This is a genomic window from Caballeronia sp. LjRoot34, assembly GCF_964253815.1.
GTDB lineage: Bacteria > Pseudomonadota > Gammaproteobacteria > Burkholderiales > Burkholderiaceae > Caballeronia.
This window is the reverse complement of record NZ_CAXUSB020000001.1, coordinates 907,146-933,697: the sequence shown is the minus strand read 5'-3', so window position 1 is coordinate 933,697 and position 26,552 is coordinate 907,146. Positions and strand designations below refer to the sequence as shown.

The following is a 26,552-nucleotide window of genomic DNA, read 5'->3' as shown; positions in this document are numbered from 1 at the left end:
CTGTACCTTGTGTTCGTCAATTAAATCCGCTCGCGTCCTGTCCGAAAAGCGCGCCGTCCCCATCAGGCGCGCCTGGCTGATTCGTCTCAGGCCTCTCAGGTCAGCCGCAGCGGTTCGATCATCAGTTTTTCTTCGTCGAGCCAGATCTGCACCGGCTTGCCCAGGACATCGGGGCCGAGCGGTGTTTCCATCGTTCTGTAGATGCCGGCGATCGAGATCAGTTCCGGCTCCAGACACGTGCAGAAAATGCGCGCGTCGAGGTTGCCGTGCACGCCCGCGAGCGCCCGGCCGCGCAGCGGCGCATAGATATGAATGTTGCCTTCCGCGATCACTTCCGCGCCGTAGCTCACGAGCCCGAGCACGACCAGATCGCCCTTCGCATAAACCTGCTGGCCCGAACGCAACGGCCGGTCGATGATGGTCGTCTTCGGCACCGGCGCGCTGGGCGCAGGCGTTTGCGCTACGGCCGCTTCGATCACGGCGGCGGCCTCGGTGTTCTCGACGCCCGCGTCCACCGACGGCTTCGGCGCGCCGCGCCGGTCGCGCGCTTCAAGCAACGGCAACGCGCCTTCGGACGCCCATGCCTGGTCCCCCGATGCAACTACGCCGATCGGGCGCATGCGTACGCTGTCGAGCAACGCCGCGAGTTCGCTGATCGATATACGTTCGCCGGCAGCCAGGCGGCGCACGTCGATGGCGACCGTATCGTTCGCGAAAAACTCGGGAGTCGCTTCGAAGCGCCGCGTGAGTTCCGTTCGCAGCGCGTCGAGGTCGGTAGTCTTGACGACAAACAGAAGCGTGTCGACAGAGCCGCTGCGCAATTCGAAAAAGGGCGTTTTTTTGAGCGACATAGGTAAAGCCAAAAATTTTGCGTATTTTACAGGCGTGACGCAAGCAAACGGAATATTTCAGATTGCCGCCCGAGCGCGGGCAGCATGGTGTGAAACGAGAGAAGCGAGACAGAGGACGGCAGGATGAGCGGCGACGGACAAGCCACGCGAGCCGTGGCCAATCCAGCCGCGACGAACGCTGGCGGATCAGATGTTCAGGTCATGCGCTCAGGTCACGTCACGGGAATCGCTCACGCGGCGCACAAGCAGCGTTTCATATTCCTCGGGATGCGCTGGAATCCGGCGACGTTCACCGGTAGGACCAAAGCCCAGGCGCTCGTAAAAACGCATGGCGTTGCGGTTTTCGTCGGTGACCCAGGCAAAGACGTCATGCACCCGCCGCTCCGCGAGCCATTGCGTGGCGGCGTTCACGAGCAACTCGCCACCGCGCAGATGCCGCACGGCAGGCGCCACCCACAACGCGTAGACGAACGCGCGCGGCGCAGGCGCTTCATCGATAAACGCACCGACCAAACCCGCCGGATGACCTTCGGTGTACAGGATAAAGGACGCGGTGGTGGGTGAATTCGCGTGGCGGTCGGCCGTTTCGTCGAAGCTCGCGACGTCGGCGGACAAGGCCTCCTCCAGCGTCTCACCGAACGCGTAAGGCGCCTCGCGCAATGAGGCCGTGCGAAGCTCGCGCAGGACTGCACCTTGATGCGCGGCGATCCTGCGAACAGTTAGTGAAGGACTCATGCGGGTGTTTTTCTCTCAAGCTTTCACAAGCTTCTTAAGCTTTCTTAAGCCGGCTTGGTCTATTTAATAGCTTCAACCGAACAGGCGAACGAGTCAAATCATTATTTCAGTCGATGCGCGAAGTGCCCTCACCGCGGGTCTCCCGGCCTGCCATCCCGCTCGTCCATGGTGCTTTATGGTGCCTCAGCGTGCATCAGGGTGCTGCGTATTCGCCCGTGCCTTCGGGCCAGGGTGTCAGCAATTCGAAGCCGTCGTCGGTCACCGCGACCATGTGTTCCCATTGCGCCGACAGCGACCGGTCCTTCGTCGTCACAGTCCAGCCATCGCGAGATTGCTGCGTTGCGGCGCGGCCTGCATTAACCATTGGCTCGATCGTGAAAACCAGCCCGGGCTTCAGACGCAATCCGGCTCCCGGCTGTCCGTAATGCAGCACTTGCGGATCCTCGTGATACACGCGGCCAATGCCGTGTCCGCAATACTCGCGCACGATCGAATACCCTTCGCGGTTAGACACCGTCTGAATCGCATAACCGACGTCGCCCAGCGTCGCGCCCGGCCGCACCGCCCGAATGCCGGCGACCATTGCTTCATACGTCGTGTCGCACAGCCGTTTCGCCTCGCGGCTCGGCGTACCCGCGTAATACATGCGGCTGGTATCGCCGAAATACCCGTCCTTGATGATCGCGACGTCGATGTTGATGATGTCGCCATCCTTCAGAGCCCGCGGGCCGGGAATACCGTGACAGACCACGTGATTCACCGACGTGCAAATGGTCTTGGTAAAACCCATGTAACCCACGTTTGCCGGAATCGCCTTCAGTTCTTCGACAATGAACCGGTTGCAGATCGTATCCAGCTCTTCCGTGGTGATCCCTGGCTGCACATGCTCGCCGATCATCGCGAGGACTTCTGCGGCCAAGCGCCCGGAAATACGCAGTTTTTCTATGTCGGCAGGCGACTTGAGTGTAATGGCCATGGAGCGTTGGTGTGTCGGCGCGCGATATGGATGGTTCGCTGACGCATTAATTCAGGATGCCGGCGATGATAGCATCGCGCGCTTTCCCGCTCTTTTTTCGCTCTTTTTTCAATGGCGCGTTCGATTGCCTTGCGGCCGCGCGACCTCATGCCTTAGGCTTTGATCCAGCTTGATTCAGTTTGCTTGGCTGGGGGTTGCGCGAGTTGTTTCTGCCCCTGATTTGCGGCCTGTTGCTGTTCTGATGTTGCCTTGTTTGTTGTCTTATTTGCTGCCTTGTTTCTACTGACGCCATTGCTTATGCTCTCACGCCGAGTTGTCCCGTTCACGTCCTTGTTTGCATCCGTGCTTGCGCTTGCTGCGTGCAGTTCCGCGAGCGTCCCTGAACTTCGCGCTTCGAGTCCGATGATCTTTGTGTCGTCGCATCGCCAGCCCCGTGATGTCCTGAATTGTTTGGAGGACAAGCTGCCCGCGGTGTCAACATCGAAGCTGGGTAGCGCCTCGGAATTGCTGGTTGGACCGAACGCGTGGCTGGTTACGCTCACGCCGTCACAATATGGGTCGACGGTGAAGGTGCAAAAATCTTCAGAAGATTATGGCGGGTTGCCCGAGCCTGAAATGCGCTTCGATATAGCGCGCTGCACGACCTGAATTCAATCGGCATCGGTCAAATAAAATCCCCGGCGAATAATCATTCACCGGGGATTTTTTAATATTGACGCAAGAAATTACTGAAACCAATCAGAAGTAGTAGTGAACTCCGACTGTGACGCTGTTGTTACTACGTTTGGTTCCGTCATGACTGTTTGAATCAGCGGTCCATTCTGCTGCGACGCTAACTTTTTTCATGAACTTATATTCAACGCCCAAGCCGCCATGAAGGCGCGCATTAGGCCAGGTTCCCGTCATGCCTAAACGCGCGTAGGGCATGATCGTGTTGAATGGCATTCCGGCCTTGAGATCTATACCAGCATCCTTATAGGTGGTTGAACCGTGATGAAAGTCCCCGAATACTTCCGCGCCGATCACGAACTGCTTTACATCGAATCCGTAGCCCGCGGTCAGGCCGGGGAAAGTGGTGGCATGGGACTTGACATTGAGGACGCCAGACGCGTCAGACCAGTTCTCACCCACCTTGATACCGGCGTAGGGGCCCGCGAACTCGCTTGCTTGAGCGCACGAAATACCGGTCAGGGCGATGACCAGTGCGGCAAAAAATTTCTTAAAGTTGGACATGGGGATTGATGCATAACATTAAATCGAAAAGCAACGTTAATTGCCACATTTCGTGCACATTCATTGTGAATATGAATTCACATGATTTCTGTTGATCTGAATTTCGCAACGAAGCGAAAGACTAAATTGCAGGGGCGTACAGGACCAATAAGAGCGATCCTAATTACCCGTTTTGGCGTTATTATTTATAATCTTTCCCTTCAAAACTGACTAAAGGGAACAATGTTGCGATGATTTTGTTCTCCATTTGCAACGCCGATCAATAGAACACCCACACAGTTTATTTAATCGAATGCAACGAATTACCGATTTGAACCGGAGATTGATATAACGGCGAGCTGGACAAGGATAAAGAAGTGAAATCGCGTTTTCATTTCGCGGAACGCTTCGCCTTTGCCTGGATATTCCCACCGCGCCCGCTGCCGGTCTCTCACCACGGAAGTACACGCATGAACCTCCTCGCTCTCAACGTCCGCGCAAGCTTGCTGGCCACAGCGGTGACTGCTGCATCGCTTTGCTCAACGGCAGACGCCCAGACTGCCGGCCCGGTTGCGGTCGCGCCGTCCGCCGACAATCCCGTCTCGCTGTCCGTGTTGCCGGTCCATGTGTATCGGTCGCCCTCGATTACCGGGACGTCGCAGCCGGAACCCGTGGCAAACCCCGCATCCGGGGCCGATGATGGGTCGAGCCGGCCGACGCCGAGCGTCGAGAAACCGGACAATTGGGCCTGCCGGACATCGAATAATCTGGCGCGAAGCTCCGCCAGCAAAAATCCCGACGGCAAATCGACCTTCGATATTGAACACCTGCTGCCGAAGTGCTGAGCAAGAGCGCATGGTGTGATGCGTGGTAGCTACGTGGATGGCTGAGTCGCACACCTTACGAGACGTTCTAGCTGCGCTAGAACGGCAAAACCCCCGCTGATCTTTCGATCAGCGGGGGTTTTTGAATTTGGCGGAAAGGGTGAGATTCGAACTCACGGTACGCCTAAACGTACACTGGATTTCGAGTCCAGCGCATTCGACCACTCTGCCACCTTTCCATTTACTGCAACCGCTTTAGTGCCTGTTACTGCTCTTTGCGGCCTTCGCTGAACGGGTCGATGCTCAGCGAAGAGGAAGATTATAGACGACTCGGAATCGATTTCCAACCCCTTTTCGTGAGCCGGTTACAACACACCGACTCATTGCGCCGCTTATTCCGATCCCACCACTTCCAGCTTTTCCACGCCACGCATGTACGGCCGCAATACGGCCGGCACCGTCACCGATCCATCCGCATTCTGGAAGTTCTCAAGCACCGCAACAAGCGTGCGTCCTACCGCCAGTCCCGACCCGTTCAGCGTATGAACAAATTCGGGCTTGCCCTGCGCATTGCGGAAGCGCGCCTGCATCCGGCGAGCCTGGAATGCTTCCGTGTTCGAGCAGCTTGATATCTCGCGATAAGTGTTCTGCGCCGGCAGCCAGACTTCCAGGTCGAATGTCTTCGACGCCGAAAATCCCATGTCACCAGTGCACAGCGTGATCACGCGATACGGCAGTTCGAGCTTCTGCAGAATTGCTTCGGCGTGGCCGACCATTTCGTCGAGCGTGTCGTACGATTTTTCCGGCGACACGACCTGCACCATTTCCACTTTATCGAACTGATGCTGGCGAATCAGGCCACGCGTATCACGGCCGTACGAGCCCGCTTCGGAGCGGAAACAGGGTGAATGCGCGGTGAGCTTCACCGGCAGCGCAGCGGCTTCGAGAATGCTTTCGCGCACCGTATTCGTCAGCGAAATCTCAGAGGTCGAAATCAGATATTGCGTGACCGTGTTTTCTTCGCCGCCCTTCTCCACCCGAAACATGTCGTCCGCGAATTTGGGCAACTGTCCCGTTCCGACCAGAATCTCCGGATTCACGATATACGGCGTGTACGCCTCCGTGTAGCCGTGCTGCTCGGTGTGGGTGTCGATCATGAACTGGGCAAGTGCGCGATGCAGTCGCGCGATCTGCCCGCGCAGCAGCGTGAAACGCGCGCCGGACAGCTTGGCGCCAGTCTCGAAATCAAGGCCGAGCGGTGCGCCTACATCGACGTGATCCTTGACCTCGAAATCGAACGAACGCGGCGTTCCCCAACGGCGCAGTTCCACGTTTTCAGTCTCGTCCCGGCCAACCGGCACGCTCTCGTGCGGCAGGTTCGGCACGCCGAGCATCAGGTCGGCGAGGCGCTTCTGGATGTCGTCGAGTTGTGCCGACGACGCTTTCATCGTGTCGCCAATTCCGCCCACTTCCGCCATCACCGCAGCAGTGTCTTCGCCACGGCCTTTCATTGCACCGATCTGTTTCGACAACGTATTGCGCCGCATCTGCAGTTCTTCGGTCCGCGTCTGGATCTCGCGACGTTCAATTTCCAGTGCCGCGAACGCAGCGGTGTCGAGGGTGTAGCCGCGTTGGGCCAGGCGCTGGGCGACGGCGTCGGGGTCTTTGCGCAGAAGTTGAATGTCGAGCATGGCAGGGCTGGTTCTTAGTAGGTGCGAATCCGCGATTTTAGCTCAGCACCGAAGGGTTATTGTCGCGCTTTGGCCGGGTTAGCCGTTGGGACTAAAGTTCGGGGCGTTTTCCGTTCCAGAAAAACCTGTCTCGAAATTAGTCGTTACGGTATTCATCAGCAATACCGCGGCACAGGACCGCGATCACTTCTTCTCGCCTTTGTTCGCGCGCCGCCATTGCGCGTCCATCTCGGCCAGCCTCGCCATCTTCTCGCCGATCTTGCCTTCCAACCCGCGCGGCGTCGGCTCGTACCAGTGCGGATCGCGCATGCCGTCCGGCAGGTACGTCTCCCCTGCCGCGAACGCGTCGGGTTCATCGTGGGCATAACGGTATTCATGCCCGTAGCCCAACTCCTTCATCAGCTTCGTCGGCGCGTTGCGCAAGTGCACCGGCACCCCGCGCGACTGATCCTTGCCGACAAACTGGCGCGCCTCGTTATAGGCCTTGTAGCCCGCGTTGGATTTCGGCGCGACCGCCAGATAAATCAGCGCCTGCGCCAGCGCCAGCTCACCTTCCGGCGTGCCCAGGCGCTCATAGGTTTCGGCGGCATCGAGCGCAATCCGCCCCGCGCGCGGATCGGCGAGACCGATGTCTTCCCATGCCATGCGCACGATACGCCGCGCCAGATAACGCGGATCAGCGCCGCCATCCAGCATTCGACAAAACCAGTAAAGCGTCGCGTCCGGATTACTGCCGCGCACCGACTTGTGCAACGCGCTGATCTGATCGTAGAACGCGTCGCCGCCTTTGTCGAAACGACGCAAATTCTCAGCAAGCGCGCTGCCCAGCAACGCCCCGTCGATATGCGTCGACTTCTGCTGCGCCGCCGCTCGCGCAACGATCTCGAGGTTGTTGAGCAGCTTGCGGCCGTCGCCATCGGCGGAACCGATCAACGCGTCGCGAGCGTCGTCGGTAAATGTGAGACCGCCCAGTTCGCCTTGCGCCCGGTCCAGCAACTCGGTGAGCTCGCTCGCTTCGAGACTTTTCAGCACATAAACGGCCGCCCGCGACAGCAACGCGCTGTTCACCTCAAACGATGGATTCTCGGTCGTCGCGCCCACGAACACGAACAGGCCCGACTCCACGTGAGGCAAGAATGCGTCTTGCTGGCTCTTGTTGAATCGATGCACTTCGTCGACAAACACCAGCGTCTGATGCCCGTTCGCCCGATGAATCTGCGCCAGTTCGACCGCCTCGCGAATGTCCTTCACGCCCGACAGCACCGCCGAAAGCGAGATGAATTCAGCGTGAAACGCCGCCGCCATCAAGCGCGCGAGCGTGGTCTTGCCCACGCCCGGCGGCCCCCAGAGGATCATGGAATGCGCTTCGCCGGACTCGAAGGCGACGCGCAGCGGCTTGCTGGCGCCGAGCAGGTGTTTCTGGCCGATGACCTCGTCGATAGTGCGAGGACGCAGACGCTCGGCAAGCGGAACATTGGCACGGTTTTCTTCGAACATGGCGCTCTGGAGGTTTCCGGATAGGTCTGGTGGTGCAATTTGGGCAAAGACAGCGATAATCGTGCGCTTTTCGAGACGGACGCCGCCGCTGCGTCAAAATGAACGTTTCGCCTCGAAAAACGCGAATCGAGCCGCAACGGTGATTATGACAGCCGCGGACGAACCGAAGAAACGCGCATGAACCGGGCCAAGCCCTACAGATAAGGACGAAACGCGAATGGGACAAGGGAACATGAAGGAGAACACAACAGGCGCGAGCGGCGAAACGGGCACATCGACTTACGCGCCGCTTCTGCCGGTCCCTGCCGGGCGCCGTGCGTTCGGCACATCGGACGCCTTCGCGTTGTGGTTTTCACTCGGCATCGGCTTGCTGGTGGCGCAGGCCGGCGCACTGCTCGTACCGGGCATGTCGCTGCCGCATGCGCTTGCGGCCATTGTGATCGGCACGGTGATCGGCGTGGTCTTGCTGGCGCTCGCCGGCGTGGTCGGCACGGATACGGGCCTGGCCGCCATGTCGTCGCTGCGCCCAACACTGGGACTGCGCGGTGCGTCCGTGCCCGCCGTCATCAACGCGGTCCAACTGGTCGGCTGGGGCTCGTTCGAAATCATCGTGATGCGCGATTCCGCCGATGCCCTCGCCAAACAATCATTCGGCCTCTCCATGCCGCTGATCTGGACCTTGATCTTCGGCGTGCTGGCGACAACGCTCGCGATCACCGGACCGCTGTCGTTCGTCCGGCGCTTCTTGCGTACATGGGGAATCTGGCTGCTGCTAGGGGGCGCGGGCTGGTTGACGTGGAATCTGCTGTCGAAACAAGACTTTGGCGCGCTGATGAACCGCCCCGGCACGGGTGAGATGCCGTTCGGCGCGGGTATCGACCTGGTGGTGGCGATGCCGCTGTCGTGGTTGCCGTTGATTGCCGATTACACGCGTTTCGGGCGCAGCGCGGGCGGCACGTTCCGCGGCACGCTGTTCGGATACGGAATCGCGAACATCTGGTTCTATGCGCTCGGCGCGTTCTACGGCCTCGCGGCCGGTGGCGGCGATGCGCTGCTGACCGTCGCGCTCGCCCAGGCGGCGGGCGGGATTGCGCTGCTGCTGATTCTCATCGATGAAATCGACAACGCTTTCGCCGATATCCATTCGGCCGCCGTTTCCACCGGCACGTTCTGGGCGAAGGCGAGCGTGCCGTTGCTGTCGGCGGCGTTCGGCGCGTTGTGCACGCTGATCGCGCTGCTCGTGCAGATGGGCAAATATCAGAACTTCCTGCTGCTGATCGGATCGGTGTTCGCGCCGCTATTTGGCGTGGTGCTGGTGGATCACTTTATCGTGAGAAAACGTCGCGTTGAAATCGCCGCGCTCACCGATCCGCGTGGACCCTACGGGTTCTCGGGTGGTTGGCACGTGAGCGGGTTTATTGCATGGGCGTTGGGAATCGCGGCGTATCACGCGATCAATCAGTGGCTGCCGAATCTCGGCGCGACGCTGCCGGCGCTCGTGGTCGGCGCGCTGGCTTATCTGGCGTTAGTGTCCGGGCGCCGGGAGCAACAACGGTCGTCGGCGACTTAGGCGGTAGGTCGGGCGGTGACTCGTGCGGAAATTCACGCGGTGAGTTCACCAGCGACTTAGGCGAGCGGTTCAGGCGTGAGGACCGTCAGATCCCCTCGCCCGCTTGCTGAGTTCGCTGGCTGAGTTTGCGTGCTAAGCCCGACTGAGCAGCCTATCCCGAACAAGCTGCACTACATTACCCGTTGATCACATCCGCGCCCTTCGGCACGATGAACTTGAACTGATCGGCTTTCAGCGGCGGATTTTTCTCGATATTCGAGAACGTCAGCAAGGTGACATTGCCGAACACGTCATGCAATTCCATCGCTTCGAGATTGCCGTTCTTGAAGCCGATACCAACCTGCTGGAATTGCGTGTCCTGTGCTTTCGGCGTCAGTTCCAGCCAGTCGATGCCATCCTTCACGCCCGCATCGCGCGACGTGAAATTCTTGTCGAGGTCATTGCTGCCGAAGAGAATCGCAGCCGGACTCGCGCCTAGAGCATTGCCCAGCGGGCGGATCGTGACCTGGTTCAGGTCTTTATCGTAGACGTAGAGCTTGTCGCCGTCAGCCTGCAGCACTTGCGCGTAGGGTTTGTCGTACGACCAGATGAACTTGCCCGGCCGCGCGAACGTGAACGTGCCGCTCGACGTGCCGCCAAGCCGCGACGCCATGCCCTGCGTAGCCGATGCAGCGGCCTTACTCGGCGCCTTCACCTCACGCTGGACAAAGTTGCCATGCGCCGCGTGAACCTGCGCGATAAACGCCTTCAATTGCTCGGTACCGCTTGCGAAAGCCTGCGACGCCAGCAGCATGGAAACGCCGAAAACAACGGCTTTTATTGTCCGGCTTTGATGTTTCATGGCCGATCTCAAAGTCGATCCCAAAACTGACTGCATATAAAAACTCTCCAGATAACCTTATTCGGCTTCACGCGCCGGCGTGAGGATTTCTCGATTGCCGTTCGAGGACATCGACGAAACGAGCCCCGAATTTTCCATTTGTTCGAGCAGTCGTGCTGCCCGGTTATAACCGATCCGCAGATGCCGCTGCACAAGCGAGATCGACGCGCGGCGGTTCTTGATAACGATTTCGACGGCCTGGTCGTAGAGCGGATCGGCTTCGCCTTCTCCGCCCGCGCCCGCGCCGCCTGGCGCACCGTCCTCGCCATCGCCCAGCACGCCGCCTTCAAGAATGCCCTCGATGTAGTTCGGCTCGCCGTGCTCCTTCAGCTTGGCCACCACGCGATGCACTTCTTCATCCGAAACAAACGCGCCATGCACACGCACGGGCAATCCCGAGCCCGGCGGCAGATAAAGCATGTCGCCCATGCCGAGCAGCGATTCCGCGCCTTGCTGGTCGAGGATGGTCCGCGAATCGATCTTCGACGACACCTGGAACGCCATCCGCGTGGGCACGTTGGCCTTGATCAAACCGGTGATCACGTCCACCGATGGCCGCTGCGTGGCGAGAATCAGGTGAATCCCGGCGGCGCGCGCTTTCTGCGCGATCCGCGCGATCAGCTCTTCCACCTTCTTGCCGACCACCATCATCAGGTCAGCGAGTTCGTCGATTACGACCACGATGGTCGGCAAGCGGTTAAGCGGTTCCGGTTCATCCGGCGTCAGGCTGAACGGATTCGGGATCTTCTCGTCGCGCTTGGTGGCTTCGTCGATCTTGTTGTTGAAGCCCGCAAGATTACGCACGCCCATCTTGCTCATCAGCTTGTAGCGGCGTTCCATCTCGGCCACCGCCCAGTTGAGCGCGTTGCCGGCCTGCCGCATGTCGGTGACGACCGGACAAAGCAGATGCGGAATGCCTTCGTAGACACTCATTTCAAGCATCTTCGGGTCGATGAGAATCATGCGTACTTCGTCGGCGGTGGCTTTGTACAACAGCGACAGGATCATTGCGTTGATCCCCACCGACTTGCCCGAGCCCGTGGTTCCCGCCACCAGCAGATGGGGCATTTTCGCGAGGTCGGCGCATATCGGCTTACCGCCAATATCCTTGCCCAGACCCATGGTCAAAGGCGAAGCGGCATCGGCATAAACCTGCGAACCGAGAATCTCGGATAAGCGCACAGTCTGGCGGCGCTGATTCGGGAGTTCCAGCGCCATGAAATTCTTGCCCGGAATGGTCTCGACCACGCGAATGGAGACCAGCGACAACGAGCGCGCCAGATCCTTCGCCAGCCCGACGATCTGCGAGCCCTTCACTCCCGTTGCCGGCTCGATTTCGTAGCGCGTCACGACCGGACCCGGGTACGCGGCAACCACGGCCACTTCCACGCCGAAATCCTTCAGCTTTTTCTCGATCAGCCGCGACGTGTATTCGAGTGTATCGGCGGAAATGGTTTCCTTCACTTCCGGCGCGGCGTCGAGCAGAGCCAGCGGCGGCAGCGTGGAGTCGCCGGGAAGATCGGTGAAAAGCGGCACCTGCTTTTCCTTCTCCACACGCGCCGATTTGGCCGCCGCGACGGGAGGCACGATCATCACCGGCTCCTGCTCCTCGATCTTCACGCGCCCGCGCACCACCTTGCCTTCGCGCTTCTCAGCCGCCACCTCACCCAGCTTGCGGTCCCGGCCCGCCTCACGGCGCATTCTCGCGCCGGTGATGGTAGCCATGATGGCGTCACCGGTTTTTTCGCAGACGGACAACCATGAGAAGTTGAAATACAGCGACAAACCGATCGCCAGCGCGACCAGCAGGAACAACGTAGCGCCGGTGAAACCGAGCGCATGGGAAACCCCGTGCGCAACCGCCTCGCCAATCACGCCGCCCGGCGCCCGCGGCACCTGCACCTTGAGCGACCACATCCGCAGCGCTTCAATGCCGTCGCTTGCGGCCAGCACCAGCACGAACGCGAACGCCTCGGCCAGCCACGTGCGATCTTTCGATGGCGAGTCGTCGGCGTCAGCCGCTTCGTGATTCGTGATCCGCCGATAATTCGCGATGATCCGCCGCACCAGCAGCACGACCCACCAATAGGCCGACAGCCCGAACAAAAGCAGCAGGATGTCTGCTGTCCACGCGCCCACGCGGCCCGCCCAGTTGGCGATCTGGTCGACTTGCGCGGCGTGGGTCCAGCTTGGATCGTGGCGGCTGTAGCTCACCAGCGCCATGAGCAGGAACACGCCGAGCGCGACCTGCAAGATCCATCGAATCTCGGTGAAAAGGCGCGACATGCGGTGCGGCAATGCCTGCGCGCTTGCAGAATAGGTAGCTTTTGCCATTGATCCGTAAGGCTTTCTGACCCGCCGCACGGCGTGCAGCGGGTCGACAGGTTTAATGACGCATTGTAAACGCTGCGTTGCGATGATCGAGCAAAAATGGTCTGCAGTTTCACCCTGTAACACACGCGTTACACGCTGCAAGCCCTGCAGCGTGCTATGGCCGCGATTAAAAGGATCACTCGGCGAGCGTTCTTTACCCCCTTTATAATGGCGAACTCGCACCTAACTACAGGTCATCGGCAACGGTGCGCGGCAAGCGGTTAGCCGCCACAAGCGACTTTCCACGGTCCGCGTGCTCAAGCCGATATGAATCGTTCATCGATCACCGCGGATCAACGCGGATCAACGGTTCGGCCCTAACCACAACGGATTGCTCTCATGTCTTCGCCCAAACACGCAAAAGTGCTGATTCTCGGTTCCGGCCCCGCCGGCTACACCGCCGCTGTCTACGCGGCGCGTGCCAACCTGTCGCCGTTGCTTATCACGGGCCTGGCGCAGGGCGGTCAGCTCATGACCACCACCGACGTCGAAAACTGGCCCGGCGACGCAATGGGCGTGCAAGGTCCGGAGCTGATGCAGCGTTTGCTGGATCACGCCGAGCGCTTCAACACTGAAATTGTCTTCGATCACATCCACACCGCCAAGCTGACCGAACGGCCTATCCGCCTGATCGGCGACTCGGGCGAGTACACCTGCGACTCGCTGATCATTGCGACGGGTGCATCGGCGCAATATCTTGGCGTGCCGTCGGAAGAAGCGTTCATGGGCAAGGGCGTGTCCGCTTGCGCCACGTGCGACGGTTTCTTCTACAAGAACGGCGAAGTCGCCGTGATCGGCGGCGGCAACACGGCCGTGGAAGAGGCGCTGTACCTGGCGGGTATCGCCAAGAAGGTGACGGTGGTGCATAGGCGCGACAAGTTCCGCGCCGAGCCGATCCTGATCGACCGCTTGCTCGCGAAGGAAAAAGAAGGCCTGGTCGACATCAAGTGGAACCACGTGCTGGATGAAGTCACGGGTGATGCTTCCGGCGTGACCGGCTTGCGCATCAAATGCACCGAAACGGGCACGACCAGCGACGTACCGCTGCAAGGCGTGTTTGTCGCGATCGGCCACAAGCCGAATACGGACCTGTTCGTTGGCCAGCTTGAAATGAAAAACGGCTACATCATCACGCATGGCGGCCTGCAAGGCAACGCGACAGGCACAAGCATTCCGGGCGTGTTCGCCGCCGGCGACGTGCAGGATCACATCTATCGCCAGGCTGTCACCAGCGCCGGCACGGGCTGTATGGCCGCGCTCGATGCGCAGCGTTATCTTGAAAGCATCGATGAAAATCCCGCCGTGCACTCGATGAGCGCCGAAGCGGAACGGTAAGCAGCGGGAGAGGCGGCGCCCGATCAACACGAATTTGCGCGCCGCATGAACACGCCTCGGTATTGCCCGTACGGGTATGCCGGGGACAAAGAAACGCCGGTCGCGATCCCTTGGATCGGCCGGCGTTTTCGTTTGAGCGCGGTTGGAGGCGATTGAAGAGCGCGGTTGAAGGCGACCGAAAACGAGTAAGAAAACGCCCTCCGCGCCGATTTTTCCTCTTCCCATGTTAAAAAGGGTTTCCGAAAGCGGCGTGAACCGTGTTCTGCCGCCGTGCATCTTCTTCTGCCGTGTAATGCCCAAGAACCTGCCCCATCCGAACGAACCCAAGCTGAAACGCCAGCGCGACGCCGTGCCGGGCACGGCCACCGCTCCGCCCAAGGCCGCTGCGCCGACGCCGGAAGAATTGTCGGCGGTGTTGAAACGCGATGGCCTCGCCGGGCTCGGCGCGTTGCGCAGCTCCCTCGAGGCCGCTGCGGCCAAACGCAAGATCCAGCGCGCTGCGGCCGTGATGGTCGAGCGCGAAGCCGTGGCGGACGCGGATGTGTTTCGTCGTTCGATCGGTGAAGTAGCGCCGTTGAAAGTCCCGCCCCGCATGCCGCTGCCGCGCGTGCCGCCGTCGCCGCTGCCGTTGCAGACGCGCCTGGATGAAGAGGCCGTCCTGCACGAAGCGCTCTCCGACGAATACGATCCCGAAAGCCTGCTCGATACCGACGACTCCCTCTCCTACTGCCGCCACGGCGTGCGCCAGGAAGTGGTGCGCAAGCTCCGGCGCGGCGCATGGATCGTGCAGGCGCAACTCGACCTGCACGGCATGCGGCGCGAGGAAGCGCGTGAGGCGCTGTCGGAATTTATCCGTGAATCGGTGAAACGCGGGCTGCGCTGCTTGCGCGTGATTCACGGCAAGGGACTGGGATCGATCGGACGCGAACCAGTCCTCAAAGGCAAAGTGCGCGCGTGGCTCGTGCAGAAAGAGGAAGTGATCGCATTCTGTCAGGCGCGGCCTCATGACGGCGGCGCCGGTGCCGTGCTCGTGCTGCTGCAGCCCGGCACCTCATCGCAGCATCACAGTCATCCGCAAGACCGGGACCACCGGATTCACGATTCCGACCACCGGCGCGACCAGCGAAAGGGGCCGTAACCGTGCATCCCAGGCTCACGCTGGCCATCTCCATCATGGAGGCGTTCGCGATCTTCGCGTATGCGATTTCCGGGTTGATCGAAGCGAGAAAGCGCCGGCTGGATGCTGTCGGGGCCTTTCTGGTCGCGCTCGCCACCGCTTTTGGCGGCGGCACGATACGCGATGTGCTGCTGTCGCGCCGGCCGTTTTACTGGGTCCATCACCAGGATTACGTGATCGTCATCTTCATCATGGCGATTTTTGCACCTTTCCTGCTGCGCACGACCACACGCCTGTTCGATCAACGCGCGCTGCTGATTGCAGACGCCATCGGACTGGGCCTGTTCAGCATTTCCGGGACGTCGATTGCGCTCGATGCGGAGATGCCCGCGTTCACGGCGGCCATGATGGGCGTGGTGACGGGGGTGTTCGGCGGCATCATGCGGGACGTGCTGTGCAACGAGGTGCCGCTGATCCTGCGCGATTCGCGCCCGTATGCGGTCTGCGCGTTCGCGGGTTGCTGGCTGTATCTCGGACTCGACTGGCTGGGGCTGGAAGGGGTGTACAACGTGCTGGTATCGACCGGGTTTATATTGTTCGCACGGCTGGTCACGCTCAAGCTGGACGTGCGCTTGCCGCACTGATCCGAGGCCGCAGGAGCGTTACGGCAAATGCGCGGCCACAGCCCCGCCCACACGCGCGAGCGAAGGCCGCCGGCTATTTGCTACAATCTGTCCTCGATTTTCGCCTTATTTCTGGCGTCGTATTTACATCAACTCGTTACGTCAACTCCACCCCAACGGTCGATCGACCCGCAGACTGAACATGAATATCGAGCAAGCGCGTTTCAACATGATCGAACAGCAAATCCGTCCCTGGGATGTGCTGGACCAGGACGTCCTGAACCTGCTGTCGATCGTCAAGCGTGAAAATTTCGTTCCGGCCGCGTATCGCAACATCGCGTTCGCGGATCTCGAGATTCCGCTGCCCGCCGGCCAACACATGCTGTTTCCGCGAGTCGAAGCGCGGGTATTGCAGGAACTGGCCGTGAAAAAGCACGAAGTCGTGCTTGAGATCGGCGCCGGATCGGGTTACATGGCGGCGTTGCTCGCCGCACGTGGCCGTTCGGTCACCACCGTCGAAATCGAGCCCGAACTCGCGAAACTGGCCGCAGAAAACCTGACGGCGAACGGCGTGTCGAATGCGCAGGTCGAGCTCGGCGACGGCGCACGCGGCTGGAAAGAAGGCGAAACCTACGACGTGATCTGCGTGTCGGGCGGCCTGCCGGTCATGCCGCAGGAATTCCTCGATCAGTTGAAGATCGGCGGCCGGCTGGCGGCGTTTGTCGGCGGCGCGCCGGTCATGAAGGCGCAAATCATTACGCGCGTGGACGAAAAGCAATTTCGCGTCGCCGATATTTTCGAAACGCTGATCCCGCCGCTCAAGAACGCCGTGCAACCGTCGCGCTTCAAGTTCTGACACGACCTGGTTTCACGCTCGGACTCGCGTTACTGGGGCGAGTCCGAAGCGTCAAGTTGCACGCTGCACCTTTGTTTGTGCGGGTAGCACCAGCGGGCCGGCCGGCTCGCTGTCGCTGACCACTTTCACCGGAATCCCATGCAAAATCTGTCCGCACCCGAACTGGCCGAATGGCTCGCCGATACATCGCGTCCCGCCCCTGTCCTGCTCGACGTCCGCGAACCGTGGGAAATCGAAACCGCCAGGCTTGCCAATATTGTCGCCATCCCGATGCGCGATATCCCCGCGCGCAGCGAAGAACTGGACGACGAAGCGCAGATCGTCTGCATCTGCCACCACGGCGCCCGTAGCGCGCAAGTCGGCATGTTCCTGGAGTCGCGCGGCTTTACGCAGGTATTCAACCTGTTCGGCGGTATCGACGCATGGTCGCGTCAGGTCGATCCGGCCGTGCCGACGTACTGATCCGGCCGCTTTAGTATTCTCGTTTTACCCCGCACTCACCGATACCAACGAAGCCCAGGCCAAATACGATCAGGCGATCTCGCAGGAAATTGCGCGCAGAACGACCTTGAGTGAAGCTGGCGGCGCTGGAGCAGATCGTCGGGCATCTGGTGACCCGGGGTGGATGGCCTCGCGCGCGGCGTGACGCCGCCACCCGTTCCGGCCGACATGCAGCAATGGATCGATACGGCACGCGACGCGAACTATCAGGTCGTGCTCAACTGGCCGTAGCGAACTCGCAGCGCGAGACATTGAAGGCGAAGGCCGGCCATTACCCGACGCTCGATCTGATCGCAAGTTACGCGAAGAGCAGTCTGGGCGCGGCGGCACGTAAGACCAACGCGGTTGACCGCCTCTCGATGCCGCAATAAAAAACCGCAGGCTTCTTTCGAATTCGAAAACGAAAGAAGCCTGCGGTTTCTTTAAAGCCGGTAAAAACTCAAACCACGTTCATGGCCAGCGCGCTCTCGCGATAATGCAGGCTCGCCTTTTCGCTATCGCCGAGTTGCTCATGCAAACGGGCCAGCGCCCGATGCGTACGAATCTTCAACGGTTCGTTGTCCGCGAGCTTCAACGCCGATTCCAGGAACGCCTGCGCCTTGCCCCACAACTGCTGATGCAGACACAAGCGCCCGAGCGTGAACAACAGATCCGCGTCTTCGGTGCGTTCCTTGTGCCAGGCTTCGGCCCGCTGGATCAACGGCAATGCATCGCCCGGCGACGCACAATCCGGATAACGCCGCAACAGCCGCGCGTCCCAGTTGTGATTCAACGCTTCTTCCACGATCTTGCGCGCGTCGTTCCTTCTATCGAGTGCAATCAGCAATTCGGCGGCAAGGTCAGCAAGACGAGGCGATTGCCGCTCGGTCGCCGATAACGACTGCCAGAACTCCAGCAACGCGTCCGGGTTATGCCGCCGATCACGCAGCAGATTTTCCGCTGCGACCTGGCGCAAACGCACCGCGACCGCCGGATGCAGCGCCTCGCGTTTCTCAAGCGTCTTGACCAGCTTCAGCACTTCGCCCCAGTTCTTCAGCTGCTGCTGCGCGCGCAACGCAATCTGCTGTGCGTGCAGGCGCCGGCCGCCCTGCGCCTGCATCTCGGTCAACGCGACCAGCGCGCCGTCCGCGTCGCGGCCATCGGCGCGCATGTCGGCGGTGGCCATCAAACGCGCGTCCTGCCAGTCGCTGCCCTGCACCTTGGCGAGCCATTCGTCGCGACGTGCGTACTCGTTCATCTCGTGCGCCGCCTTGGCGCCGATCAACCCAGCAGCACCGGCGTTTTCATCGGCGATAAGGGAATCGCGCGCGGACTTCTCCGCCTTGGAAAAACGTCCCGCATACAAATGGCCGATGGCATCGCGCAACGCGGCATTGGCCTTCGCGAGCCGCGAGCGGGTCCGGTACGCCGACACCCGCTGCGGCATTTTCAGCACGCTGCGAATGGCGCGAAGCACGGCGTAGATCACGATGAACGACACCACCAGCGCCACCACGAACAGATTCAGCGATATATCCACCCGATACGGCGGCATGACCAACAGCACTTGCCCGCCGTCGAAGACACCGACGAGCGCCAAGCCCGCCGCTGCCGCGAACAGCAGTACAAACCAGATGAGTCCGCGCATCGTCATCATCCGCCTCGCTTGAACTGGTGGACCGCCGCGAGACTCGCGTTCAGATCAGGCACGGTGACGGCGAGCGACGCCTGATCGACTTGCTGCAAGAGCGCACGGACCGCCTTGACCTTGCCCGACGATTGGTCGAAATACCGGCCGAGCGCGGTGTCGGCGGCATGAAGATCCGACTTGAGCGCGGGTTCACTGCGCGACAGCAGCGACAAGCGCGCCGACAACAAACGCAGCTTCACGTTTTCGCGCACAAAATAACCTTGATCCGGCGATGCGAGCATGGCGTCGGCGTTATCGATGCGACGCACCGACACAAGGCTCGACAACTGCTGCCCGATCCCGCTGGCAACCTGCTCCAGCCAAACTTTCCAAACAGGCTGGCCCGTCGCGGCTGCGATGGAGGCGGTATTGCGCGGAGTATCGGCGTGGGCGGTGGCCGGCGTGATCGGCGCTTCGCCCGCCAACGGCAGGGAGTCGATCTGATCGATGGCCGTATCGAGCTTGATGGCCAGCCCGGTGAGGTCGGTGGACGGCGTTGCGTGCAGCTTGTCCATGTCCTGCGCGATGGCCTTGCGGATCGTCACGATCTGCGGACCCGTGGTCGCGGCCAGGCGCGTGTCCGCGCTTTGCAGTGCGAACAGCGCGAGCTGGACGTTGCCGGTGAGCTGCAACTGCTGGCTCGCGCTGGAGAGGATCTGCTCGACTTCGGCAAGGGTCCAGTCGTCGCGATTGCTCGCCAGATCCTGGTATTGCTGTTGCAGCGCCTGGCTTTGCGCCTGCGCGTCGGTGAGTTTGCCCTGGAACTGGATGATCTGCGTGTTGAGCGCCTGCACGGAACTGGCGGCCTGGTCTGCCTGGGCCCGCAACGCGGCCGTTTGCGTGTCATTCGCTTGCAGGCGTTGCGCGAATTGCGCATCGCGCTGATCGAACTTGCGGTTGAGCATGAAACCGCCCACGCCCGCGACCACCACGACAATCAGCAGCACCAGCCACAGCAGCGCAGTGCCCGCGCCGCCGCCACGCTGTTTCGGCTGAGACTCGTAGGGCGTGAACGGTGTGTTCGGCGGGTTCGACGCCGGGGGCGGCGTCGACGTAGCGGATTTCGGGGCGGTTTTACTTGAATCGATCGAATCAGTCATGCGTGATTGAGCCGGTTGGTGAGCCGGCGTTGAAGCCGGCCTGGAATCCGTCGGCGCGGACTCCTGGTTGGTTTGACTGGATTGGCTGAACGGCGCTGCCGTCGAGGCCTTGTATCCATGTTCCTGCGCTTTTGCAACCTGCGCGCCGGGTTCTTGTTCGGGTTTCGGTTGTTTCGCGGTCTGTTCCGTTCTTTCCGTTGCCGCGGCGAAGATGCCCGTGAGCGCCTGCACGATACGCTCGTCGCCGGCGCCGGACACCGTAATCGTATCAAAACCCGCTTGCCGCGCGGCTTCGGCAATACGCGGATGCGGGCTCACGAGCGGCGCGTGCTTGAGCGTGAGGGTTTCATCGACGGTGAGATGTTCGCGGGCAAGCTCTTCAAGATTGCGCACGCCTTCCGAGCTTGTCAGCAGCCACGCGTGCGGAACGCCGGCGAGCAATGCATGGATGCGTTCCCAGTCGCGCATGGACGGTTCCGGCACGATCCGCCGGTACGCCGCGACCTTCTCCACTTTCGCGCCCGCCGCGCTGAGCGCGTCCGCCAGCCACTCGCGGCCGCCATCGCCACGCACGATCAGTACACGTTTGTCCTTGAGGCCATCGGAACCGAAATGCGCTTCGATAGCCGCATACAACGCCTCGGAATCGTAACGGGGGTCGGTTAGCGCCGCCGTTGTTGCCGTTGCGCCGGGCGCTGGACTGATAAGCGGGCTGATGATCGTATAAGCCGGCTGCGCCACGCCTTGCCGGGCGAGCGCAGCCACGCTGCCGGGGCCGACTACGCCAATGGGTATCTGCGAAGGCCACGCTGAACTGAGCGCGGCAAACGCGTGGTCGACCGCATTCGGCGATACAAACACGACCAGCGCAAAGCCAAGCGGCGCGGGTGCGTAAAGTTCGCCGAGCGCGGCGTGCAGTGGCGCGGCATCGGCCACCGGGCCGATATCGATGAGCGGAAACTCAATTGGCTCGAAACCGGCGCGCTCCAGCAGCGGCAGTAGCACGGCCGATTGGCCCAAAGGACGCGTGACGACAACAGCGGGTCGCTGCGTTGGCCCTTGCGCCGATGAATGGGCAGATCCTTGAGCGCTCGCCATCAGTCGGCAGGCGACGCAGCGGGAGGAGCGGGAGGAATATGCGCGCCGCTCGCGGTGCTCAACTCACGGACGATATCCATTGCGCCCTGCGCTTCGAGTTCGGCCGAGACGCGACTGCCAAGATCCAGCGCGGCCTGTACGTCAGCGGCCTGGGCCGAGCCTTCGGCGCGCAGGACCCGCGTGCCATCGACCGTCGATACACAGCCGCGCAAATGCAGCACGCCGTCGCGCCAATCGGCATACGCGGCAAGCGGCACTTCGCAACTGCCGCCGAGCGAGCGCGACACCATCCGTTCAGCTTCGACAGCAGCGGCCGTCGCTTCATGATGCAAGGGCGCGAGCCACGCGGCAAGATTGTCGCGGCCGGCGCGGATCTCGATACCCAGCGCGCCCTGTCCTGCGGCGGGCAAGCTGATTTCGACCGGCAAGCTCTGGCGAATCCGTGATTCGAGGCCGAGGCGTTTCAAGCCGGCGGCGGCAAGAATGATCGCCGCGTAGTCGCCACGATCAAGTTTGCCAAGCCGGGTATCGAGATTACCGCGCAACGGGCGGACGTCGAGATGAGGGAACTGCATGCGCAACATGGCTTCGCGGCGCAGGCTGGACGTCCCCACGATGCTTCCTTCAGGCAGTTCCGAGAGCGACGCATAGTGCGGCGAGACGAAGGCGTCGCGGGGATCTTCGCGCTCAAGGATCGTGCTCAGCGTGAAGCCATCAGGCAGTTCCATGGGCACGTCTTTCAGCGAATGCACGGCCAGGTCGGCGCGGCCGTCGGCCAGCGCGGCTTCCAGTTCCTTCACGAACAGGCCCTTGCCGCCGACCTTCGATAACGTCCGGTCGAGAATCTGGTCGCCGCGTGTCGTCATTCCCAGGATTTTGACGTCGCAAGATGGATATAATTTGTGCAGCGCAAACCGCACGTGCTCAGCCTGCCACATGGCTAGACGGCTTTCCCGCGAGGCAATGACCAGAGTGTCGGGCGGTGGCGTGGAAGGCGTCTCGGAGTTCATTGCAAAGTCAATCGAATGACGGGATGGATAACAAACAATGGTAGCACGCACGCCATGGCCCAATTACAGTCGGACCCCGCGCCCGAACGCCACGGCGCGGGCTTCGAGCGAGGCGGCAGGACGGAGACAGCAAGGGTGTGCCGCATCGCGCGGCATCGCCGGGGCACGCATTTTATCGTGTGGCCGCGGTAGGGCGCCTTCGCAATCTCGGGTTTCATCCGCTACGGTGTAGTAAGGCATGGCAAAGCAGTCGAACGTCGCACCGGCAGGCGGTCTCGCGCCCTTTCGTGTTTTCTGGCGCCCGGCCACCCCGGTATCCTGTCTCTGGCTTTCAAGAGGAATTCAACGTGACGTCTCCCGGATCGGCGCGCAATGCCCGCCCCCGCCGCAACGCTGTATCGAAGGATGCTTCTTCCGCTGCGCCTGCCACGGCGCCCGCCGTTCGTAGCCGCGCGGCCACCGCTACCGTTACTGCCAGCAAGGCGTCCAAAACCGCCGCGCCCGTGAAAAAGGCTGCAACTGGGACAACTAAACGTGTGGCCAACGGCCGCGCCGCCGCCACGCCTGCGCCTGCGTCCGCGAAGACTGTGAAGAACGGCAAAGCCCCCTCGCGCACGCGCGACAACAAGGACCAGCCGCTTTTTGAGGACATCCGCTATCTCGGCCGCCTGCTCGGCGACGTGGTGCGCGAGCAGGAAGGCGACGAGGTATTCGATGTCGTGGAAACGATTCGTCAGACGGCCGTGAAGTTTCGGCGTGAAGAAGACAACGAGGCGTCGCAGACACTTGAAAAGCGCTTGAAATCGCTCTCGCCCGAGCAGACGGTGAGCGTCGTGCGCGCGTTCAGCTACTTCTCGCATCTTGCGAATATCGCGGAGGACCGGCATCACAACCGGCGCCGTCGGATTCACGCGCTCGCCGGTTCCACGCCGCAGCCCGGCACGATGGCCTATGCCATCGAACGCCTGAAGGCGAGTCCGAATGCGAAGTCGGCGCAAGCTACGCTGCAAAAATTTTTCGATGACGCGCTTATCGTTCCCGTCCTCACCGCCCACCCGACCGAAGTCTCGCGCAAGAGCATCCTGGATGCGCAGCACGAAGTCGCGCGGCTCTTGGCCGAGCGCGATCAGGAACTGACCGCGCGCGAACGGGCGCACAACGAGGCCATGCTGCGCTCGCGCGTCACCTCGCTCTGGCAAACGCGGATGCTGCGCGAGGCTCGGCTGAGCGTTGCCGATGAAATCGAAAACGCGCTCTCGTATTACCACACGACGTTTCTCGAAGAAATTCCCGCGCTTTACGCCGACATTGAAGCCGCGCTGACCGAACACGGCCTGCCCGCGCGCCTGCCGCCGTTCCTGCAAATGGGGAGCTGGATCGGCGGGGATCGCGACGGCAATCCGAACGTCACCGCGCCTACGCTCGTGCACGCCATCACGCGTCAGGCCACGGTGATCTTCGAACATTATCTTGAGCAGGTTCACAAGCTGGGCGCGGAGTTGTCGGTGTCGCATTTGCTGGCCGGCGCGAGCGATGCGCTGAAGACGCTGGCCGATGCGTCGCCGGACGCGTCGCCGCATCGTATCGATGAGCCTTACCGGCGCGCGTTGATCGGCGTGTATGCACGGCTCGTGGCGAGCGCCGACGAGCGGCTCGGACGCGGCCTGGTCGCGGCGCGTAGTCGTCATCCGGCGAAACCGTATGCATCGGCGGCGGAATTTGCAGCCGATCTGAATGTGCTGATCGAATCGCTGGCGGCGCATCACGGCGAGTATTTGTCGGCGCCGCGTTTGTCGCCGCTGGCGCGTGCCGCAGAAGTGTTCGGCTTCCATCTGGCGAGCATCGACTTGCGTCAAAGCTCCGATATCCACGAAGCGGTGATCGCGGAATTGCTCGCGCGGGCGGGCGTCCAGGATGACTACGCAGCGTTGCCGGAAGCCGACAAGATCGCGTTGCTGCTGAGCGAGCTCGCACAACCACGGCCGCTGCGCCTGCCCTATTTCGATTACTCCGATCTTGCCAAGAGCGAACTCGGCGTGCTGGAAACGGCACGCGTGACGCGTGAGAAATTCGGTACGCGCGCGGTGCGCAACTACATCATTTCGCACACGGAAACGGTCAGCGATTTGCTGGAAGTGATGTTGCTGCAGAAGGAAACGGGCTTGCTGCACGGACGGCTGGGACATGCCAAAGACCCCGCGCACGATGGCCTGATGGTGATTCCGCTGTTCGAAACCATCGCCGACTTGCGCAATGCGCCGCACATCATGGGCGATTTTTTCGCGCTGCCGGGCGTGGACAAGCTGGTCGAACTGCAAGGCGGCGAGCAGGAAGTGATGCTCGGTTACTCGGACAGCAACAAGGACGGCGGTTTTCTCACGTCGAACTGGGAGCTGTACCGGGCGGAACTGGCGCTGGTGGCTTTGTTCAAGCAGCACAAGACCACGCTGCGGCTCTTTCATGGCCGTGGGGGTACGGTCGGTCGCGGAGGTGGTCCGACCTATCAGGCGATCTTGTCGCAACCGCCGGGTACCGTCGATGGCCAGATCCGCACGACCGAGCAAGGCGAAGTGATCGCGAGCAAGTTCGGCAATGCGGAGATCGGGCGGCGCAATCTCGAGCTCGTGGTTGCCGCCACGCTCGAAGCATCGCTTTTGCCGCACGAGAACACGCCGGCGCAGTTGCCTCTGTTCGAAGCCACCATGCAGACGCTGTCCGATTCAGCGATGGCCGCGTATCGCGCGCTGGTTTATGAAACACCCGGCTTCAAGGAGTATTTCTTCGAATCGACGCCGATTTCGGAGATTGCAGAGTTGAACATTGGCAGCCGACCGGCATCGCGGAAACTGCAGGATCCGAAGCAGCGCAAGATCGAAGATCTGCGGGCTATTCCGTGGGGCTTCTCGTGGGGCCAATGCCGTTTGCTTCTCACGGGCTGGTATGGCTTCGGCAGCGCGGTGACCGGTTTTCTCGATGCGTCGCCGGATGCAGCCGAACGTACTAAGCGTCTTGCCACGCTCAAGAAAATGCACAAGACCTGGCCGTTCTTCGCGAATTTGCTGTCGAACATGGACATGGTGCTGGCGAAGACGGACATTGCGGTGGCATCACGTTACGCTCAACTCGTCACCGATAAAAAGCTCCGCAAGCATGTGTTCGGCCGGATCGTGGCGGAATGGGAGCGGACGTCGAATGTGTTGTCGGAGATCACGGGGAACAGCGAGCGGCTGGCGAATAATCCGTTGCTCGCCCGGTCGATTAAAAACCGCTTCCCGTATCTCGATCCGCTGAATCACCTGCAGGTGGAGTTGCTGAAACGCCATCGTGCCGGGGATGACAACGTGCGGCTGGGGCGTGGGATTCATCTGACGATCAACGGGATTGCGGCAGGGTTGCGTAATACGGGGTGATCCAGCAGTAGCAACGTGATCGCTTCATCGAAAAAGCCGGCTTGTGCACGTCACAGCCGGCTTTTTTTCATTACCTCGCCGGGAGAGTCAATTGTCGAATTCCCGGTGCACTTGATGCGCTGCGTGCTTCCGTGGCAAAGGGACCGTCGAGCAGCCGTCGCGCCGTTATGGGCCGTACAGAACCGCTGCGGGGGAACCGGCCGCGTCGGCAGCTTGCTCATCGAGTCTCATCCATCGCTCCAGGTTTTCGTCCGCATTTTCTTGCCGCCCGCAACGCTACAATGGCACCCTCTTGTACCGGTACAAGTCGCGCGGTTATTCTGGTATCTAAACTACCCGAGCCACTGCCGGACTTTCCAACGCGTGTATTGAACCTCATGCCCTTGTCACCCGCCGCCCCCGCTGCCAGCAAAACCGACGCCGCGCCTCCCCTCGACGCCACGCCGGCCCGCGCGCTTGGCGACTTCATCCGTGCGCATCGGGAACGGCTGTCGCCCATGGCCGTCGGCTTGCCGCCCGGCCCACGCCGCCGTACACCCGGCCTACGACGGGAAGAGGTCGCCCAATTGTGCGGCGTCAGTCCAACCTGGTACACGTGGATCGAACAGGGACGGCCAGTGTCGGCTTCCGCCGACGCGCTTGCGCGCATCGCCGTGGCGCTGCAGTTGTCACGGGCCGAACGGGCATATCTGTTTGAACTGGCCGCCCAGCGGGACCCCACCGAACCCGATCCAGCGGCGCAGGATGCGCCGGCAGCGCTGTTGAAGTCAGTGGAATTGATCGATGCACCCGCCTACGTCCTCGACCGGCAGTGGAACGCCTTGCGCTGGAACGCGCGAGCGGCGGAATTGTTCGTCGGCTGGCTGGACGGCGTTCAGGACCGCAATCTGCTTAGCTTCACGTTTACGGCGCCGGGGGCGCAGAGCTTGATCGTAGATTGGGAAACGCGCGCGCGAAGGCTGGTAGCGGAGTTCCGGGCAGATTCGATCCGCCATCTGAACGATGCCCCCACGCGAGCGCTGATCGATTCGCTCAGTGCCGCCAGCGATGCATTCGCGCGCTTTTGGGCGTCGCAGGACGTCGGCGAACGGGAGGGCGGGATGCGGGAATTCAATCATCCGACCCGCGGGCGCCTGGTGTTCGACCAGATTACGTTCAAGCCGGCGCATCGGGAAGATTTGAAACTGGTGATGCTGGTGGGTGCCGACGGGACATAACGACGGG

22 protein-coding genes and 1 tRNA gene are annotated in these 26,552 nt (G+C 61.4%); 11 read left to right on the top strand and 12 right to left on the bottom strand.

Translation table 11 applies throughout. The features are described 5' to 3' along the window. Positions 1–95 precede the first annotated feature (95 nt). From minC to map, 3 genes are all read right to left on the bottom strand, one after another. Positions 96–851, bottom strand: coding sequence for a septum site-determining protein MinC (gene minC / locus ACSQ36_RS04035; protein WP_213762513.1), 756 nt, complete (start codon positions 849–851; stop codon positions 96–98). A gap of 207 nt (positions 852–1,058) precedes the next feature. Beyond that, positions 1,059–1,586 carry a GNAT family N-acetyltransferase gene (locus ACSQ36_RS04030; protein ID WP_436180982.1) on the bottom strand — a complete coding sequence of 176 codons (528 nt, stop codon included), beginning with the start codon at positions 1,584–1,586 and terminating at the stop codon, positions 1,059–1,061. 193 nt (positions 1,587–1,779) lie between these two features. Further along, the gene (gene map / locus ACSQ36_RS04025; RefSeq protein WP_436180981.1) at positions 1,780–2,562 is read right to left on the bottom strand and encodes a type I methionyl aminopeptidase; all 783 of its coding nucleotides are present in this window, start codon (positions 2,560–2,562) and stop codon (positions 1,780–1,782) included. Between the two features lie 471 nt (positions 2,563–3,033). On the opposite strand from map, the gene ACSQ36_RS04020 reads away from it, so the two are divergent. Next, a complete protein-coding gene (locus ACSQ36_RS04020) occupies positions 3,034–3,210 on the top strand; it encodes a hypothetical protein (RefSeq protein ID WP_255631176.1) in 177 nt (58 codons plus the stop codon). Between the two features lie 90 nt (positions 3,211–3,300). Here ACSQ36_RS04020 and ACSQ36_RS04015 read toward each other — a convergent pair whose 3' ends face one another. Next, positions 3,301–3,795, bottom strand: a complete 495-nt coding sequence (locus ACSQ36_RS04015; protein WP_436180980.1) for an outer membrane protein — start codon at positions 3,793–3,795, stop codon at positions 3,301–3,303. Between the two features lie 449 nt (positions 3,796–4,244). On the opposite strand from ACSQ36_RS04015, the gene ACSQ36_RS04010 reads away from it, so the two are divergent. After that, a complete protein-coding gene (locus ACSQ36_RS04010) occupies positions 4,245–4,619 on the top strand; it encodes a hypothetical protein (RefSeq protein ID WP_436180979.1) in 375 nt (124 codons plus the stop codon). Positions 4,620–4,747: 128 nt separating this feature from the next. On the opposite strand, the gene ACSQ36_RS04005 is transcribed toward ACSQ36_RS04010, so the two are convergent. The 3 genes from ACSQ36_RS04005 to ACSQ36_RS03995 all read right to left on the bottom strand — a co-directional run bounded on the left by ACSQ36_RS04005 (position 4,748) and on the right by ACSQ36_RS03995 (position 7,786). Continuing rightward, a tRNA-Ser gene (locus ACSQ36_RS04005) sits at positions 4,748–4,837 on the bottom strand. 153 nt (positions 4,838–4,990) lie between these two features. Beyond that, positions 4,991–6,289, bottom strand: coding sequence for a serine--tRNA ligase (gene serS, locus ACSQ36_RS04000; RefSeq protein WP_436180978.1), 1,299 nt, complete (start codon positions 6,287–6,289; stop codon positions 4,991–4,993). 183 nt (positions 6,290–6,472) lie between these two features. Beyond that, positions 6,473–7,786, bottom strand: a complete 1,314-nt coding sequence (locus tag ACSQ36_RS03995) for a replication-associated recombination protein A (protein ID WP_436180977.1) — start codon at positions 7,784–7,786, stop codon at positions 6,473–6,475. A gap of 232 nt (positions 7,787–8,018) precedes the next feature. On the opposite strand from ACSQ36_RS03995, the gene cytX reads away from it, so the two are divergent. Beyond that, a complete protein-coding gene (cytX, locus tag ACSQ36_RS03990; RefSeq protein WP_436183084.1) occupies positions 8,019–9,356 on the top strand; it encodes a putative hydroxymethylpyrimidine transporter CytX in 1,338 nt (445 codons plus the stop codon). A 175-nt stretch (positions 9,357–9,531) separates the two neighbouring features. On the opposite strand, the gene lolA is transcribed toward cytX, so the two are convergent. Continuing rightward, positions 9,532–10,197 (bottom strand): outer membrane lipoprotein chaperone LolA, encoded by a 666-nt coding sequence (gene lolA, locus ACSQ36_RS03985; RefSeq protein WP_436180976.1) that lies wholly within the window; start codon positions 10,195–10,197, stop codon positions 9,532–9,534. A gap of 57 nt (positions 10,198–10,254) precedes the next feature. Continuing rightward, on the bottom strand, positions 10,255–12,570 hold the full coding sequence (locus tag ACSQ36_RS03980; protein ID WP_213762503.1) for a DNA translocase FtsK: 2,316 nt from the start codon (positions 12,568–12,570) through the stop codon (positions 10,255–10,257). A 378-nt stretch (positions 12,571–12,948) separates the two neighbouring features. On the opposite strand from ACSQ36_RS03980, the gene trxB reads away from it, so the two are divergent. The 6 genes from trxB (at position 12,949) to ACSQ36_RS03950 (ending at position 17,412) form a co-directional block, all read left to right on the top strand. Beyond that, positions 12,949–13,944 (top strand): thioredoxin-disulfide reductase, encoded by a 996-nt coding sequence (trxB, locus tag ACSQ36_RS03975; RefSeq protein ID WP_213762502.1) that lies wholly within the window; start codon positions 12,949–12,951, stop codon positions 13,942–13,944. A 292-nt stretch (positions 13,945–14,236) separates the two neighbouring features. Further along, a complete protein-coding gene (locus ACSQ36_RS03970; RefSeq protein ID WP_436183083.1) occupies positions 14,237–15,082 on the top strand; it encodes a Smr/MutS family protein in 846 nt (281 codons plus the stop codon). 2 nt (positions 15,083–15,084) lie between these two features. After that, the gene (locus ACSQ36_RS03965) at positions 15,085–15,705 is read left to right on the top strand and encodes a trimeric intracellular cation channel family protein (RefSeq protein WP_436180975.1); all 621 of its coding nucleotides are present in this window, start codon (positions 15,085–15,087) and stop codon (positions 15,703–15,705) included. Positions 15,706–15,886: 181 nt separating this feature from the next. Further along, positions 15,887–16,540, top strand: coding sequence for a protein-L-isoaspartate O-methyltransferase family protein (locus tag ACSQ36_RS03960; RefSeq protein WP_213762500.1), 654 nt, complete (start codon positions 15,887–15,889; stop codon positions 16,538–16,540). A gap of 138 nt (positions 16,541–16,678) precedes the next feature. Then, complete coding sequence (locus ACSQ36_RS03955) at positions 16,679–17,002, top strand: rhodanese-like domain-containing protein (RefSeq protein ID WP_436180974.1); 324 nt, start codon at positions 16,679–16,681, stop codon at positions 17,000–17,002. A 110-nt stretch (positions 17,003–17,112) separates the two neighbouring features. Continuing rightward, entirely contained in the window at positions 17,113–17,412 is a 300-nt protein-coding gene (locus tag ACSQ36_RS03950) for a hypothetical protein (protein WP_436180973.1), read from the top strand. Between the two features lie 68 nt (positions 17,413–17,480). Here the strand turns inward: ACSQ36_RS03950 and ACSQ36_RS03945 are convergent, their stop codons facing one another. The 3 genes from ACSQ36_RS03945 to hemC are packed head-to-tail and all read right to left on the bottom strand — an operon-like array spanning position 17,481 to position 21,918. After that, the gene (locus tag ACSQ36_RS03945) at positions 17,481–18,674 is read right to left on the bottom strand and encodes a heme biosynthesis protein HemY (protein ID WP_436183082.1); all 1,194 of its coding nucleotides are present in this window, start codon (positions 18,672–18,674) and stop codon (positions 17,481–17,483) included. Continuing rightward, a complete protein-coding gene (hemDX, locus tag ACSQ36_RS03940; protein WP_436180972.1) occupies positions 18,674–20,908 on the bottom strand; it encodes a fused uroporphyrinogen-III synthase HemD/membrane protein HemX in 2,235 nt (744 codons plus the stop codon). The genes ACSQ36_RS03945 and hemDX overlap by 1 nt, the downstream gene beginning before the upstream one ends. Next, a complete protein-coding gene (gene hemC, locus ACSQ36_RS03935; protein ID WP_436180971.1) occupies positions 20,908–21,918 on the bottom strand; it encodes a hydroxymethylbilane synthase in 1,011 nt (336 codons plus the stop codon). Before hemC ends, hemDX begins: the two co-directional genes overlap by 1 nt. Before the next feature lie 347 nt (positions 21,919–22,265). Here hemC and ppc point away from each other — a divergent pair, with 347 nt between their 5' ends. After that, on the top strand, positions 22,266–25,328 hold the full coding sequence (gene ppc, locus ACSQ36_RS03930) for a phosphoenolpyruvate carboxylase (RefSeq protein WP_436180970.1): 3,063 nt from the start codon (positions 22,266–22,268) through the stop codon (positions 25,326–25,328). Between the two features lie 377 nt (positions 25,329–25,705). Further along, positions 25,706–26,545 carry a helix-turn-helix transcriptional regulator gene (locus ACSQ36_RS03925; protein WP_213762494.1) on the top strand — a complete coding sequence of 280 codons (840 nt, stop codon included), beginning with the start codon at positions 25,706–25,708 and terminating at the stop codon, positions 26,543–26,545. Positions 26,546–26,552: the final 7 nt, after the last annotated feature.

Excerpts from the sequence above, each read along its gene's own strand:
- map (WP_436180981.1), bottom strand. The coding sequence starts at position 2,562 with ATGGCCATTACACTCAAGTCGCCTGCCGACATAGAAAAACTGCGTATT.
- ACSQ36_RS03955 (WP_436180974.1), top strand. The coding sequence starts at position 16,679 with ATGCAAAATCTGTCCGCACCCGAACTGGCCGAATGGCTCGCCGATACA.
- serS (WP_436180978.1), bottom strand. The coding sequence starts at position 6,289 with ATGCTCGACATTCAACTTCTGCGCAAAGACCCCGACGCCGTCGCCCAG.
- ACSQ36_RS03960 (WP_213762500.1), top strand. The coding sequence starts at position 15,887 with ATGAATATCGAGCAAGCGCGTTTCAACATGATCGAACAGCAAATCCGT.
- ACSQ36_RS03995 (WP_436180977.1), bottom strand. The coding sequence starts at position 7,786 with ATGTTCGAAGAAAACCGTGCCAATGTTCCGCTTGCCGAGCGTCTGCGT.
- ACSQ36_RS03970 (WP_436183083.1), top strand. The coding sequence starts at position 14,237 with ATGCCCAAGAACCTGCCCCATCCGAACGAACCCAAGCTGAAACGCCAG.
- ACSQ36_RS04010 (WP_436180979.1), top strand. The coding sequence starts at position 4,245 with ATGAACCTCCTCGCTCTCAACGTCCGCGCAAGCTTGCTGGCCACAGCG.
- ACSQ36_RS04015 (WP_436180980.1), bottom strand. The coding sequence starts at position 3,795 with ATGTCCAACTTTAAGAAATTTTTTGCCGCACTGGTCATCGCCCTGACC.
- trxB (WP_213762502.1), top strand. The coding sequence starts at position 12,949 with ATGTCTTCGCCCAAACACGCAAAAGTGCTGATTCTCGGTTCCGGCCCC.
- minC (WP_213762513.1), bottom strand. The coding sequence starts at position 851 with ATGTCGCTCAAAAAAACGCCCTTTTTCGAATTGCGCAGCGGCTCTGTC.
- ACSQ36_RS03945 (WP_436183082.1), bottom strand. The coding sequence starts at position 18,674 with ATGACGATGCGCGGACTCATCTGGTTTGTACTGCTGTTCGCGGCAGCG.
- hemC (WP_436180971.1), bottom strand. The coding sequence starts at position 21,918 with ATGAACTCCGAGACGCCTTCCACGCCACCGCCCGACACTCTGGTCATT.
- ACSQ36_RS04030 (WP_436180982.1), bottom strand. The coding sequence starts at position 1,586 with ATGAGTCCTTCACTAACTGTTCGCAGGATCGCCGCGCATCAAGGTGCA.
- lolA (WP_436180976.1), bottom strand. The coding sequence starts at position 10,197 with ATGAAACATCAAAGCCGGACAATAAAAGCCGTTGTTTTCGGCGTTTCC.
- hemDX (WP_436180972.1), bottom strand. The coding sequence starts at position 20,908 with ATGGCGAGCGCTCAAGGATCTGCCCATTCATCGGCGCAAGGGCCAACG.
- ACSQ36_RS03980 (WP_213762503.1), bottom strand. The coding sequence starts at position 12,570 with ATGGCAAAAGCTACCTATTCTGCAAGCGCGCAGGCATTGCCGCACCGC.
- ACSQ36_RS03925 (WP_213762494.1), top strand. The coding sequence starts at position 25,706 with ATGCCCTTGTCACCCGCCGCCCCCGCTGCCAGCAAAACCGACGCCGCG.
- cytX (WP_436183084.1), top strand. The coding sequence starts at position 8,019 with ATGAAGGAGAACACAACAGGCGCGAGCGGCGAAACGGGCACATCGACT.